The sequence below is a fragment of the Clostridium estertheticum genome (assembly GCF_026650985.1).
GTDB lineage: Bacteria > Bacillota > Clostridia > Clostridiales > Clostridiaceae > Clostridium_AD > Clostridium_AD estertheticum_C.
Genome location: NZ_CP086239.1, coordinates 4,794,930 through 4,810,769, shown reverse-complemented (window position 1 = coordinate 4,810,769; position 15,840 = coordinate 4,794,930). Strand labels below are relative to the sequence as shown.

At 32.8% G+C, this 15,840-nt stretch carries 10 protein-coding genes; 3 read left to right on the top strand and 7 right to left on the bottom strand.

Features of this window, described 5'->3' with window-relative positions:
- Positions 1-60: 60 nt before the first annotated feature.
- From LL038_RS23065 to LL038_RS23045, 5 genes are all read right to left on the bottom strand, one after another.
- On the bottom strand, positions 61-195 hold the full coding sequence (locus LL038_RS23065; protein WP_268055942.1) for a hypothetical protein: 135 nt from the start codon (positions 193-195) through the stop codon (positions 61-63).
- 90 nt (positions 196-285) lie between these two features.
- Positions 286-1,113 carry a MucBP domain-containing protein gene (locus LL038_RS23060; RefSeq protein WP_216122733.1) on the bottom strand — a complete coding sequence of 276 codons (828 nt, stop codon included), beginning with the start codon at positions 1,111-1,113 and terminating at the stop codon, positions 286-288.
- A gap of 329 nt (positions 1,114-1,442) precedes the next feature.
- Positions 1,443-5,096, bottom strand: a complete 3,654-nt coding sequence (locus tag LL038_RS23055; RefSeq protein ID WP_216122707.1) for a beta strand repeat-containing protein — start codon at positions 5,094-5,096, stop codon at positions 1,443-1,445.
- Between the two features lie 89 nt (positions 5,097-5,185).
- Positions 5,186-6,484, bottom strand: a complete 1,299-nt coding sequence (locus LL038_RS23050; protein WP_216122704.1) for a hypothetical protein — start codon at positions 6,482-6,484, stop codon at positions 5,186-5,188.
- 731 nt (positions 6,485-7,215) lie between these two features.
- Complete coding sequence (locus LL038_RS23045; protein ID WP_216122703.1) at positions 7,216-7,575, bottom strand: hypothetical protein; 360 nt, start codon at positions 7,573-7,575, stop codon at positions 7,216-7,218.
- A 305-nt stretch (positions 7,576-7,880) separates the two neighbouring features.
- Here LL038_RS23045 and LL038_RS23040 point away from each other — a divergent pair, with 305 nt between their 5' ends.
- The gene (locus LL038_RS23040; protein ID WP_216122701.1) at positions 7,881-8,567 is read left to right on the top strand and encodes a DUF4397 domain-containing protein; all 687 of its coding nucleotides are present in this window, start codon (positions 7,881-7,883) and stop codon (positions 8,565-8,567) included.
- A 49-nt stretch (positions 8,568-8,616) separates the two neighbouring features.
- Here LL038_RS23040 and LL038_RS23035 read toward each other — a convergent pair whose 3' ends face one another.
- Positions 8,617-12,264 (bottom strand): 5'-nucleotidase C-terminal domain-containing protein, encoded by a 3,648-nt coding sequence (locus tag LL038_RS23035; protein WP_216122698.1) that lies wholly within the window; start codon positions 12,262-12,264, stop codon positions 8,617-8,619.
- Positions 12,265-12,597: 333 nt separating this feature from the next.
- On the opposite strand from LL038_RS23035, the gene LL038_RS23030 reads away from it, so the two are divergent.
- A complete protein-coding gene (locus LL038_RS23030; protein WP_216122696.1) occupies positions 12,598-13,380 on the top strand; it encodes a hypothetical protein in 783 nt (260 codons plus the stop codon).
- Positions 13,381-13,394: 14 nt separating this feature from the next.
- On the top strand, positions 13,395-13,892 hold the full coding sequence (locus tag LL038_RS23025; protein ID WP_216122694.1) for a PTS sugar transporter subunit IIC: 498 nt from the start codon (positions 13,395-13,397) through the stop codon (positions 13,890-13,892).
- A 90-nt stretch (positions 13,893-13,982) separates the two neighbouring features.
- Here LL038_RS23025 and LL038_RS23020 read toward each other — a convergent pair whose 3' ends face one another.
- Positions 13,983-15,683: a methyl-accepting chemotaxis protein gene (locus LL038_RS23020; RefSeq protein ID WP_216122692.1), complete on the bottom strand. Its 1,701-nt coding sequence runs from the start codon at positions 15,681-15,683 to the stop codon at positions 13,983-13,985.
- Between the last annotated feature and the right edge of the window lie 157 nt (positions 15,684-15,840).

Genomic DNA, 15,840 nt, shown 5'->3' with positions numbered 1-15,840 from the left:
TTATGCATATATTAATATAATTCTATAATGGATTCTTAATTCCTCTTTATTTCGATAAAATTATTTTCTTTTATACTTCTCTTTGTATTTTTTCTTCATAGCTAAATTGCTCTTAATCATAAAAAATAAAGATACTATTATTCCTAAAAATGCCAACAATGAACCAACAGTAGGAATTATCTTAGATAAGCTCAAATAAATCACCCCTTAGCTCAATTATAACCGTAAATATATAGAATCGAGTTATCACCTTTGGTCCCTTTTCGAAGCGACGAGACACCCTACTTACCTAACAAGATAGGTAAGCGTTTGCTGCTCTCCCTCTACCCCTTGTTTATCTCTAGAGTTTATTCTTACGATATGTCCCCCTAAAGTTTCTGTATTTAATAACACGTAGCACCGGGCGTCAGAATTTCCTACTTGTGACCCATCCACATCTACTCTTACATTTGTTGTTTCTTTATCTTCATCTACTGCCTCTACTAACATATATATACGTTCACCTTGTTTAAACGTTAATCCAGCTGTTAACCCCGTAATCTTAGTACTAGGTGGATTATTCACAACTATTTTTTTCTTCCTATATTTGAGCGTAACAATTTGATCTAAGTTCGTAAATTTACCGGTAAAAGTAGTATCTGCTAAAACAAAATCATACCCTTCAATTACACTTATGTAACCTACGCACTCACTGCCGACCTTACCTTTTCTAGAAACTGAATCCATTAATTGTAAATCAGTATCAACATCTACTGCCTTAAATACTATACTTCCCTCTGTACCTTGTGTAGGAGGCGCTACAACATCAACACCATTGAACGTTTTAACTTCTAATTTGTTTATTATACTAACTTCGACTACCTTTCCCGATGAATTATTTGTCCACTCGCTGCCTGTAGTTTTTATATATATATCTCCTACATTTTCTGTGATAGCCTTTGTTATTTCCATTTCTTTCTTTTGGTCATTAGCATAGTCTAATGTATAAAGTTTAGTCCCAATCATAATAGAAAAATCGGGCACTGAATATTTGTCCAGTTCAACTGCCCCTCCAGAGATGCTTCCCATAGTAAGCATTAGAATCAAGGCTAAAAATCCTTTGAGTTTATTCATTCATAATTCCCCCTAATGAATCTAATTTCTATCTCCATTTTACTTGAAATTTTTAACATTATCAACTGCTAATTCTTATAAATATGTCCATTGATTCATTTTTATGTTATTTAGTATTAGTACAGTGAACTGAAAAAAGAGTACCACTAAGGATACTCTTTTTATGATTTGATTATTATATTTTCATTCAGTGTGTGACCTGACTATTTTATGACTTTAAGATATGCTAGTATAATTTGCTTTGTTCATTTTTTAAAAAGAGAAGAACAGATTCACAACTGTTCTTCTCTCCTTATAAATTACTATTTGTTCATAGTTCTGAGTTTAGACTATTTTATTGCATTAACTAAACTATATGAAAGAACTACTGATGTACCGTTAGTGCCTTTTACAGTAAGATCTACTTTTGTTCCAGTTTTTATACCATTATCTGAGAAGTATTTAATAACTGCTGCTTTTACTGTAGCATAATTGTCTACTACTGCTGGAGTAGCGCCAACTGCTGGTGCTGCATTAATAATAGGAATTAATGTACCATCACCAAATTTAATACCAGTTACATTAGCTGTCTCAAGATTTGCAAATATACCAGTTCCAGATATTGCACCAGAATCACTTAATGTAAGTGTTTTATTAGTATTATCTATAGTACCACCAAGTAATGCATTATTAATTTTAGTTAGGTTAGTAGCAAATTCTTTAGTTGCTACTACTTCTGGTGTGTCTATAATTGTTTTAGCTACATCTATCATTTCTTGTGTACCATTTATTTCAGTTTGTACAGCTGTTGCACTTGTAAATCCTGAATTTAATTTTCCCAACGCAGTTATTAATTTAGCTGCAACTGCATTCTTGTTTAAAGAATTTAATTTATTGTAAACAGTTAAGTCTAAACCAAGTTTTGCATCTTCTATTGCAGCTCTCATAGTAGCTGTAGTAGTAGAATCGTTTAATGTTGCTAATGCTGTTACTACTGTTGGTGCTCCAACAATTTTAGCTACGTCAGCTTTGATTTGAGTAATTGTTAATAATCCATTAACTCTATCTGCTGCTATTGCTACATTAATTGCTGCCAAGTTTGAAGAAGTTACTCCTGTTACTCCTGCATCTGAATAGTTTGCAAGTGTTGGAGTTCCAGCATTTATTGCTGCTACTGCTGTAGTTACTGTTGAATTACTAACAGTGCTAGTTCCGAAAATAATCTTAATTGTCTTCATTGCTCCGTTTGATGCAGTACCAGTAACTGTAATATAATCACCACTTACTGCTGTACCCGTTATTGCTCCATCAGTAGCAACCTTAATTGTTGATCCATTTGCAAGACTAGATTTACTATCAACTACTAAGAAACTTGACAATGCCATACTATCTTGACCATATTGATCCTTAGCTCCGATATAAATGTTTTGTGTAGACGCTTCCTTACCATTTGAAAGATATTGTGATAAAGAATTTCCTAACATATCTGCATAAGTATTACCAGCAGACTCAGTAAGAGTTATAGTATCATTATCTTTTGAAATACCCTTTACCTCTGTAGATACAGAAGCATATATTGAAGAAGCTACTGGGTCTACTGTTGAAGATTTGATATCTGCAAATTTTGTATAATAATCTCCATCAGCACCTAAAATAGTTACTGTTAATCTAGTACTTGATCCTGTCTTTGTAGAATCTGCAAAGTCTAATCCAACTACTTTAATATCATCATAAGCGCAAGTTCCACCTTGTGTTAAAGGTCCTTTTGCAAGTACAAAGTCTTTACTATCAACAGTTGCAGAAGTTATTGGCTTACCTGCTAATACTACTTTTGCTCCACTTGCAGTTGTACCATAAACTTTTGGGTTAGCTTTATAATCTATTTGTCTATCAGTAGCTATTTTAGATACATGATCAACATCAGCATATATAGTCTGAGTTACTGCATCCATTGTATAATCTTTGATATCTTTATTAGCTAATACTGTGAATGTTTGTGATTGAGTATCAACTGGAGAAGCTATATCTGCAGCTGTTCTTGCAGTACCATCTGATTTCTTAGGATCTGTGTTATACAATTCAAATGTAACTGTTGCAGATCCTGCTGTTCCTGCTGAAAGTGCGATACGTGTATTTCCTGTACCTATTTTATCAGTACTCATAGTATTTTTGTCTTTATCTTGGTAAGAAACAACTACTGAATCTGAAGAAGATACTGCTTTAACATAGTATTGGCTTATTGAATTACTACTATCAGTACCTGTAGTCATATCAATAACTCTATCATATTGATCTTTAACAGCAAGTCCGCCTTTATCCCATCCAAAATCAATACGTTGAATTGCTGCATCAGTACCTTGTTTTTCTTGCATAATAGTCTTGTAAGCTGAAGTATCTAAAGATAATGTATCAGCCATAACTTTTTTCTGAACATTTATAGTTATAGTGCTATATTTACCTGAAGCTGATGATACTGAAGCTGTTATTGTTCTTTGTCCATCAGTTGAATATCCAGTTCCTCTACCTGTTGTTCCAGTTTGGTCTCCAGCTCTTAATACAGCATTTCCATCAGCATCTCTAGCGAAGAATGCACCTGAAACAGAAACATCACTTGTAACTACATCTGAATATTTTGTTAATACTTTTCCATTTTGATCTACTGCTACAAATGGAATTATTTTATCTTCTCCAACAGCTATATTCTCAGAAGGAGTTTGTAATTGAATTGAATTTACTTTTGCTTCTCTCTTTAATGTTACTGTCAATACTGATGATTTTCCTGAATAAGTCATAGCAGTAAGTACTATTGGCATATCTACAGAAAGAGCATCTGTTGCACTCTTAACTTGAACTTGAATAGCTGCTTTCTTTGAATCACTTGGATCATGTACAACTTTAGTTGTTATATATGCGTTTGTTCCAGTTAATTCATCTTGATCATTTAATATCAAACCATTTTTTACCATGTCGTAATCTGTTGTAGGATTACCACTCATATCAGTTGCAGTATAAGTAAGATAGAATAAACTTGAAGTATCTTGTGAAGTTAATTCCTTACCATCAGCATTTGTTATTCCTGAAATATTAATGTCATTTAATGTACCAACTTGTGAAGTTATACTTAATGTAGCATTTGCATTAACTCCAGTAGATGTATCATAAGCACTTATTACAACTGAATTAAGTTGTAAAATGTTTATGTTTCCGCTTGGTGTTATTTTGATTACACCATCTTTTCCTTCTATAGCGCCTATTCCACATTGGTATGACAATCCATTAGCAAGAGAAGATGTTGTAATGTCATTTCCATATTGATCAAATACTTTGTAAGTTGCAAATCCAGTCTGTGTCTTAGTAGAGTTTGATATATTACTAAGTCCTAATCTAGTTGAAGTTATTTCAATTTTAGCAATTTTTTGTGCAGCTACAGTTATAGTTGATGTTCCGAAATCTTTTCCGTCATTAACTACGTTAACTGTATAATCTCCTACTGGTAAATTTGATACATTAGTTAATGTAGCTTCTGTTTTAGCAGTATTCCAACCAGCTGTTACAGTTGACACTACAGCTGTTCCTCTTTTAACTGTAAATACAACTTTTGATGTATCAGCTATTGTACCATTAAATGTTGCTTTTATACTTTTAGCGTTAATAGCTGCTGTTGTTACTGATGTAGCTGCTGTAACAGTTGCATCTCCAGCACCAATTTGAGTTGTTCCTGTAGAATTTGTATAAGTTACTGCTGGTATAACGCTTGCATTTACTGCTGCGCCTGTAACATTGTCTACCCAATTACCATTGAAATCTTTAACATAAACTGTTCCACCTGCAACTACTGCTGCAGCGATTTCTGTTGCATTAGCTGGGTCATTAGCATAAGTTAAGTCATAAGCTTTAGTTCCTATTACCACTGTACCATCAGCCATTGCTGCGAATGCTGAGAAAGATGTTGATCCTGCTATCATTAAGGCAGCAAGAGCTGTGCTTGTAATTTTCTTGTTCATATAAATATACCTCCGATTAATTTTAGTTTATTTTTTTATTGGCAACCCTTAATTAGTTATAATTAAGGGTTAATTCATTTAGAAAGTTATTATTTTGCTGCTGTTAAAACTACATCACTTGTTCCAACTACTGTTCCAGCTGCATTTGTTAATTTAATTGTAACTGTATCTCCAACTGCTTTAGCTGGGAATAATGTTGTAGATACTCCTAAATTAGCTACTGCTGATAATTTACTCTCACCATTAAATACTTGGTATTGAGTTGCTCCTGCTTGACTTGAAGTAGCAGTTATTACTGATCCAAATGAAGCTGCTTTTACTGTAGCTGCAATTGTTGCTGTTCCTGGTACTACTACTACTGGAGCAACATCGATTGTTCCAGATTGTCCTAATTTTACATCAATTGATTTAAGTTCATTGTTACTTGCATCAAATAATTTAACTGTTACTGCATCTCCTGCAACTTTAGCTGGGAAGATTGTTGTAGATGTTCCTACTGGTGATTTAGCTGTTAAGTTGCTTGTTCCAGTAACTATTTGATATTGTGTAGCTTTTGGGAAAGCTTTAAGACCATCAGCTGTCATAGTTACGTTTCCTACTGATCCAAAGTTTGCTGCTTTAACTGTAGTATCAAATATTGTTGTTGATGAATTTGTTACTTTTACCATTACTGTTTTCCAGCCTTCATATCCTTTTTTAGCCCATGTTGTTGATTTTGCTGTGTTAACATGTGCAACAAGCATATAAGTTCCTGGTGTTTTAAATGTCATTGAAGGAGTTGCAGAGTAATCTGCTGGTCCGTTTAACCATGTTCCTGTTGCTGTATCCATTGCGAATAATTGATAAAGGTATGGTCCAGCGATTCCGCCTATTTGGCTTATTCCGTTGAATTTAGCTGTTAAGCCAGTAACTGCAACGTCTGCTACTCCATTTGTATATACTCTGTTGTTATCATCTTTGCTTACGCAATTAAGTCCTGCAACATAATAACTATCAAAGTTACCAGTTGAATTTGATTTAACTCCAGTTTTTCCTGCTGTTTTAACCCATATTGAAACTTTATATTTTCCTAATGTTAATGCTTTTGATGCTGGTAACACATAAGGTGTTTTAGAACTTACTGCAGCTGTGTATCCAGTTGTTAGCTCAGTCCATTTACCAGCTTCGTTTCCAATAAATGCTCTGTATTGAACATCTCCTGAAAATTTTGCAGCAGTTACTGTAAATGTTTCAGTGTCCCCAACCACTAGTGGTGAATGTTCTATACCTGCGTAGTTAATTGTTGGTGTTGCTACTGTTGCTGCGTTTGCTGTAACATTTGTTAAAGATCCAACTGTTACAAATAATGCTACTAAAGACATACTTAGTATTTTTTTAATCTTTATCATGTATTTTGTCCCCTCCCATATTGTTATATGTTTTTATAATTTTGAAAATAAAAACCTAATTATTATTGTAGTCTTTTTATAAAGAATACAATTTGTTCTTCTTTAACTACACCCCCTAAGGAGCTATTTTTTTTGTTACTACAAAACGAACTAAATTTGTTTTAAAGTAACATAATAATTAAAGAATTTAACTTGCATGTAATCAGTTTCTTGAATTTCTAATTTCTTATCAAAACATCGAATACAGTATAATATTCTGATAATTTGAAACTATTTACACAAAATTTACGATATTTATATTATATAACACTTTTGGTTAAATCTCAATATGTTAAATGAAATTTAACATCTTTACTTTATTCTTCACACATTACATAAATTTTCATGTTATTCATGTATCTTCATTGCTTACACTTATATAACGTTTATGGTTATATTTTAGTTGCAAGTTTTAAGAATTATTTTACATTCTTTAAATTTTATAAATAAACTACTTGTAAATATTTCGTATAAATTACTCACTTATAATTTACATTGATTGATAACTTTTTACGTTTTACATTCTTTTCACTTATATAACGCTTGTCCCTCTACTTTAGTTGCACTTTTCAAAATTCTTTTTAATATTATACAAAACTTAAACATATAAACTAGGACATATACTTTATTAAATATAGCTACTTTACTTGATATAACCACTTTTATATGTTTATTATAGTATTCATGATTTATTACAACTTATTTTCTACTTCTTCTTTAGATACTTCATTTTGATTTTTATTTGCCTTTTCAAAATTAATTACCTTATCATCGTTCTTGTAAAGTACGGCTGGTATAACACTCACGTCGATAATATCTCCTGTAACATTTTCTATCCAATTCCCATCATAATCTTTAACATAAACTGCTCCGCCTGCTACTATCGTTTTTGAAATTTCTTCCTCATTGACTGCATCATTAGCATAAACTAAATCAAAAGCCTTGTTTCCTATTACAACTGTACCATTTGGCAATTCATCAACCGTTGCCAATGTTGTAGCTTTCGCCATCATTAAATCAGTGTCAACTGAACTTGTAATTTTATTATTCATATGATTGCCTCCCATCACTCTTAAACTTACTCACTCGTAAGTTTACTTACTCTTAAGTTTATATTTTGTCTCTGCCGTATTTTTAATCTTTCCACATTGTATAACGGTTCTCCCTGTAATATAGTTGCACTTTCTTAAATTTTTTTTGTTAAACCATGAAATAATACCCACATATTATAGAACCGATTGAAATTTTACTTTAAGTGTTTGTTTCAGCGGCCAAGGAGATGATTTAACAATTTAGTAACGTTATATGATATTGCTTCATATATTAGTATAGTAAAAATGTTTGAAGGGAGCCCTTTATGTTTTATTGTCCAAAAAATTATAACGATCCTTATTCTTTATATAGAGATAATTCTCTATATAGGGTTGCAACCATGAATTCTTATATCAGAGTTCTTCATTCTTCCCCTAAATCCCCCGCTGTTGATGTGTATATTAATGATATATTAAAGTTCAAAAATCTTACGTATGGTACTTTTACAGATTATGTAGAGGTTATGAGCGGTGATTACAATATAAAATTGTATCCTGCTGGTACTAAAATCACGCCTGTACTTAATAAAAATATTTTTATCCCGAAAGAATTGATTTATACAGTCGCAGCAATTGGGACTTTGCCAAACATTGATGTGCTACTAGTTTTAGAACCTAAAGTTAATAATCCTTCTAATAATGCTTATATTAAATTTGCTCACTTATCACCCAATGCAGGTGCTGTTGATGTAACTCTCCCAGACGGTAAAATTCTTTTTAAGAACGTTAAATACAAAGAATCTACTGATTATATAGAGGTTCCACCTGGAACCTATACATTAGAAGCTAGACCTACAGGTACCAAAACTACTGCTTTATATGTCCCAAATGTAAGATTAAAATCTCAACGTTTTTATACCGTATATGCTATAGGCCTCGCAGACGGTCATCCTGGCCTTCAAGCTTTAATTCCACTAGATGGTAGTTCTTATTTAGATTTAAGAGAAGACTAATTAAAAATACCAAGCGAATATTCGCTTGGTATTTTTTTTAACTATTTTATTAGGATGCTAGAGATTTTACTCTTATTAAATCTGAATAAGGGCTATTTACTTTAACTCCCTTTACCATCTTATATGATCTTATACTATAGTAATAGTTTTTATTTGAAGTAAGACCCGTACTATTATACTTCGTAATTTTTGGCGCTGATATTAAGACGTATGGACCGGCACTTGATGTTGCTCTGTAAACCCCATACCCATTTGCCCCGGTTACTTTATCCCAGCTAATACTAATACTATTTTTTGATGGTACTAGTTTTATTGCTGTTGGTACAGCAATATTATTAGTTGAAGCATCTTGATCAACTTTAGTCCTTGATATTTTCCAATTATTTGATAAAGTAGGTGTTATCGTCCCTTTATCTTGAACGTATTTGAACATAATGTTTCTAACCTGTCCATCATCTCCTAGGACTTTTGCTGAATCATAGAAAGTCGCGTCTATTGTAGCTTTACTTCCAGGTGTAAATCCAGCAGCTGCCATAAATCCACCGCCACCATTATATCTATAATTATTAACTGCTACCTTTAAAACCTCGGTGTCATTAACTAGTACTCCATTAATTTTTAAATTTTTTATTCTGTTACCGGTAATTACTTTTCCTTTTGAATCTACGGTGCAAGCCGGCTGCGTTAAATCAATATCATACGTTGCTCCATATAATTGGTCAAGATTATAATCTGCAATATTAAGCACTGAGTCTTTTACTATTGGATCAGTGGATTTTGCTACTTGTGCATAGTATCTTACTGACCATTCAAGCCAATCTTTAAGCTGTGCGCCAGTCATTTTTAATCCAAATAAGAAATTTTCAAAAACATAAACTCCCATGATATCTTGCCTTTTAACATCGCCCTTTGGTACTTTTGCAGCTAAACTTAATGGAGCTGCTATTGAAAGCGATGTACCTGCTGCATCTGCTTGCACTTTATTTACAAGTTCCATTATTGTTGAAGGCAACGTTAATTGTTTTTCTCCTTCATATATAGCTGTTGATTTTCCTATCACTGTATTTGTATATTTAAGTGTAGCATCTTGGTATGGCTTTGCGATTGCAAGTATTTCAGGATCAGCTGTTGTAGTAGCCGGTAGTGTAACATCATATGCATCTACCCCTACATAATTACCCTTAGCGTCGATATTAAGATCTATCTGACTAAAAATTCCATCCCCATTTTTCGGTTCAACTACAGGCACAACTTTTCCCGCAGGGTTTGTATATGAATAAGTTTTACCAGTATGCGTGTGTCCACAAAGAATTGCATCAATTCCTGGAACCTCCTGAGCTACCGCATCTGTTTGATTCTCTGGAATTGTATCGCTGGCTCCCTTTATTCCACTATGAATTGATGCTATTACAACATCTGCCCCAGCTGCTTTTATTATTGGAACCCATTTTTGTGCTTCAAGTACTAAGTCATTAAAATGAAGATCTGCATAATGAGCTGGATCTTCCCAGCTTGCTATAGTTTTAGTAGTAAGCCCTAGTACTGCGACTTTTGTTGTTTTACCATTTACAGTGAATGACTTCATTATATAAGGTTTAACATAATTTGAATCATCTGATTTATAAGTGTTAGCTGATAGTACTGCTATGTTTTCTTTACTCGCATCACCTATAATTCTGTTAAGTGTTGTTAATCCATAGTTAAATTCATGGTTACCAAGTGTCCATGTGTCATATCCCATGGCTCCCATTACCTTCATCATTGGATACTCAGATGTAGTATCTATCATGTCATAATAATATGATAGAGGCGTTCCTTGAATTGTATCTCCAGCATCTATTAACATTGTATTAGGATTAGATGCCCGAACACTTTTAACATATGTCGAAACCTTTGCAAGTCCTACATTTGCTGCAAGTCCTGTATTATAATCTAATGGGTATATTGCTCCATGTACGTCAGATGTTCCTATTATTGATATTTTACTAATTACATTATCTATTCTATTGTTCATTATGGCTGTAATTTTGCCATTAGCACGAACATCATCATTTAAAGCATCTCGAACTGTGTAATGAGAATCTACTAAACTAGCTTTTATAGTAGGATTCACGAATCCAGTAAAACTATCTCCACCTGTTGCTACGAAATCAGGTGCATTTACTTTAATTATATCTGTATCTTTTACAATACTGCCGTCACTTTCTCTCGTTATGTTTTGCACCCTTTTTCCTAATACCTCTGGTGTAATTGTTCCATCAAGAGCTACTTTAGCTGATACGTATGATTGTTTTGAAGAATCATACCTGAATTTAACTCCAGAAATCTGTATACCTACTCCGTCAGTTTTAACAGCCTGTTCAAATATATATTTAAGCTGTGCTCCGGTCATTGTCACGGTGCAAATAGTGTTATCAAAAGGCATAATATTAAATATTGTTCCAACAGTTACATTCCCTTTTGCAATTGGACTTAATCTTATACCTCCGTTATTTACCACTCCCACCTCTGCTTTCGATTTTGAGTAGTTTTTCACAACGTCTGCCATCCAATTTCCAAGTTGTGACTCTCCATAAGGTGAATCAACTTGCTCTTTAGTTAAAGCAGTATCATCTTTGCCAATTACTTCATTAAATATTGGTAATAATGTTGCACTTGCATCATCAACAATCTTCTTAGCCGTTGGATCTGCTTTGGAAGTTTCCGTTACCGTAATTGGATTCCAATTTGTATCTTTTGGTGAGAAAGCTATGATTTTTTTATCGCTCCCTACAGTGATTTTTAAATCCACATAACCTTTACCTACTGATGATGCTGTTAATGTAGGAACATCCTTATTATCACCATCCTTGTTAACAACATCACCTATGGTATGTGTGTGTCCACCAAATACGGCATCTACTCCATGTAATTTATTAACTGTAGTGTTAAGTGATGTACCACCATCATGGACATCCAATAACACAATATCTGCTAAATTATTATCTCTTATATTTTTAGCTTCCTTATTAGTTTCTGTAGCTACATCCTTAAAATCATAAGGTGCAACTAACGCTGGCATAATTATATTTGGGGCATCTTGAAGTATTGCTCCTATTACTGCTATTTTGACACCATCTTTAGTAATTATCTTGTATGGTGCATAAGGTCTCTCACTTGTGCCTTTTTTGTACATATTAGCACAAACAATACTGTAACTTGCACCAATCATTGTTTTATCTATTGTCTCAAGTCCCCAATCAAATTCGTGGTTACCGAGTGCTGTAACTTCCATTCCCATGTCTGAAAACACCTTTTGAACAGGAAGTCCACGAAGCACATTAGATACTGGAGTTCCTTGGTACAAATCTCCTCCTCCAATGATGAGTGTTCTATCAGGATTTGTAGCCTTTACGTCTTTAACTATTTTTGATAGTGCTGCGCCTACAGGTTTTTTATTAGTCGAATCTAAAAGTTGTCCATGAAAATCTGTAATGTCTACTATATCAAATGTCTTATTTGTAGTTGCTGTTACCGCTGTTACTACTGTTGATTTTGCTCCTGTTGTTGCCACCGACTCTGCCGTTGATGTTATTATGGGATCTGCCTTTACATTTTGTGCTCCTAAAAGTCCACTGAAATTAAATAGGACTAATGTTAATGTTATTATTATGCTAAGTAATTTTTGATGTTCCTTTTTACGATCTTTTTTCTGCATTTAATTCTCCCCCCAATAATTGTTTTTAGTTTTCTATTAACCTTAAAAAATAATATTTTGGTTTTCTTAAGCCCCCCTTAAGCCAATTTTTGACATTCCATTATGTATAATATTATACCATATGATATAATAATTTACAGTTAAGACTTCAAGATTATACGTTATTTTTACTTAACATAAATGCTAGGTGCCACCCACGTGACAAGTGGCATGCATTTTTTATACATTTTTTATTTTATCTTTATTTGCAAAATTATTTTTATATAACTTAATATTATAGGCTCTATTATGGCATAATATATATTAGAGATTATAACAAAGGTGGCGAATATTTTGAGGATAGAAACTAATTCTTCTACAAGAATATATAAAGATAATCTTAGCTTTGAAAATCTCAACAATCTATCGAATATATTGCATGTTGGTAATGAAGCTAAAATTAAAGCTTATTCAATTCTTGTTTACAATCATGAGAAAGGTCTTTCCAAGAGTATTCATTTAACTATTAAAAATATGTTTAATCTTAATACTTATTATACAAACTATGCTGTTAGTGAAGCTAAATGGAATAAATCTTCTAATGTTGAATTAAACAAAATGTACATAGATGATTTAAAGCAGAACATTAATCATAGAGAGAAATCTGCTAAGGATTTAACTAATAAAATTAAATTTTGGAGTAAGATTCATACTCATATTATCGATATATCTAAGGCTATTAAAAATAGTAAAAGTCTCCCCAAAAATAAGTATTATAGACCATATTATTTTTATATGTGGGATGATAAGATTTTTGTTGAGGCAAATTATAAAAATAAATCAATTATATATAATATATACGATTTTGAGCATGCTCTTGTCATAAAAAAAATTAGCAAATTAACTAATAAACTGAATATGATTAAGCGTGGTATAGGTTATCAAAAACAAAAACTTGCAAGACTTAATACAAGTGCAGTAAAATCATGTTTTGGTACTAAGAAACTATTCAAAGCTCAGCATACATTATATAATGAGCATTTTGAATGGAAAGAAGACTTCTATAAAGCTAGACATAAAACTATAGAACTTCAAGGACTTAATACAGTAACACAAGGAAATGCTTGTGTTAAATAGCTGTAGCTACTTTAATGGGCATGACACTTTCTTCGCCTATTAGTAGTGCCGCCATTGCAATCTCATTAAACATGTCTGGACTTGCAGCTGGAGCTGCAACTGTTGGTTGTAGTGCTCAAATGATAGGTTTTGCAGTGGCAAGTTTTAGAGAAAATAAGACGGGGGGGTTAATAGCTCAGGGCCTGGGTACCTCAAAGCTTCAATTACCTAACATATTACGCCGTCCTCTAATTTGGATACCTCCAACACTTGCCGGTGCGATCCTTGGCCCCTTATCTACCACTGTTTTTGCTATGAAAAATAATTCCATAGGTGCAGGTATGGGTACAAGCGGTTTTGTTGGTCAATTTGGAACCCTTGCCACTATGGAAGGAAGCGCACCAACATATATTATAGTCTTAAAAATATTACTACTACACTTTATAGCCCCCGCTGCCTTAACCCTGATTTTCTCAGAAATCATGAGAAAGAAAGGGTTGATAAAAGAAGGTGACATGAAACTGAAGTTATAGCGCCACCCAAGTGGCAAGTTTTAAATTTATAAAAGATAAGGAGATGATTTCCGTATTTAGCGGAAATCTTCTCCTTAAAGTTTTTTTCTTTTATAATTTGAATTTATTACCTATATCAAGTATTTCTCCAGTCATTGAATTTAATATATGTGCGGTAGCCGCAACTTCCTCTGATGAAGCATTTAATTGCTCTGACGCAGCCGCAATTTCCTCTGCAGAAGCAGATATTTCTTCTGCAATTGCAGAGCTCGACTCTATCTTATCAATAATAATATTTTTATCTTTATTTATAGTTGAAATTGAGTCATTGACTTCCACAATTTTAGGAATTACGTCACTCACAGCTACTAATATCCCTCTAAAAGAATCAGTTGCGGAGTTAATAACTATAACTTGATTACTTATTTCTGATAACATTATATCTGTAGAACTAGTAATAATCTTATTTTCATCAGAAATAGTATTAATAAGTTGATTTATGCTCTCAGATGATTCCTTTGATTGTTCTGCAAGCTTTCTAATCTCATCAGCTACAACAGAAAATCCCCTCCCGGCTTCACCAGCTCTAGCTGCTTCTATAGCAGCATTCAATGCCAATAAATTTGTTTGCTCGGAAATGCCCTTTATATAATCAGTTATCTCATTAACCTTGTTTAAATTAACCCCTAAAACATTAAACCTTGTGGTAAAATCGTCAAAAGCATCCTTGACCTTTTTAATTGAACTTATTAACGATTCCATTCCTTCACTACTTTCACTTGCCATTGTATTTATATAACCAGAAGATTGATTTACATTGCCAATTTTCAAAGCAATTAATTCTATTTCATCTCCAAAACTATTTAATAAGGAAGTAATGCTCATCATATCGCTGGCTTGATTACCCGTACCACCAGCAACTTCTTGAATAGAATTTGCTATGTTTTCTGAGACAGAACTCATTTCGGTGGAAATGCCCAATAAATTAGAAGAGGAAGAGTCTACCATTTTAGAACCATCTTGAAGTTTTCGAACAATTTCTTTAAGATTTAGGATCATAACATTAACGTACTCTGCAATTTCTCCAAATTCATCTTTAGATTTTACTATACACGCGCCTTCTAAGTTACCCTTCGCAACTGTTTTTAAAGACGTAGAAATTATATTTATATTTTTCTTAAGTGTGTTTACAAAAACAACTACAAGAATAATCGACAATATTAAAATCACAATATTTATCATTAAGATTTTTAACATTAAATTAGTAATAGTATCATTAATACTTGCCTTGCTAACACCTACAAACCAAATACCAACTACCTTACCTGTACTATCCTTAATAGGAACGTATTTTGCTTGATATAATTTATTAAGAATTGTAGCTTCGCCAACATACACTTGTCCATTTTTTAGTACCATACTCGCTACTTTATCAGAGACTTTTGTTCCTATTGCTCTTGTACCATCTGCTTGTAGGACATTAGTTGATATTCTTGTGTCACCTGAAAATATTGTGGCAAGATTGCCTGTTCCCTTTTTAACAATATCTACAAAATCAGTGTCCCCATTTATGGCTTTATCTCCTTTATATAATTTGTCTCCTTCTAACTTCCATTCTCCTGGATATTTTTCTGACAATAAGGAATATCCTAAATCACTAGAGGAGTTTAACTGCGTATCAATATCTTTAAAAGCTAATGATTTCATTTCTGTATAAACGGTTATAAGGACAAGTATACTCAATAATACTAAAAGTGAAATAAATATGCCTAAAATTTTACCTCTTAACTTAATTTTAAATTTTGTCTTCATCTTTGAATTTCCCCCTTTTTTAAGCTCCCATTATATTTTACTATTCTACTTATACTACAGATTTCCTTCAAATTTTATATAAATTATAACAAAATATATTATAATATAAGAAAAAAAGTAAAAAAGCTACAGGCTCGAATTCACCTGTAGCTTTTTA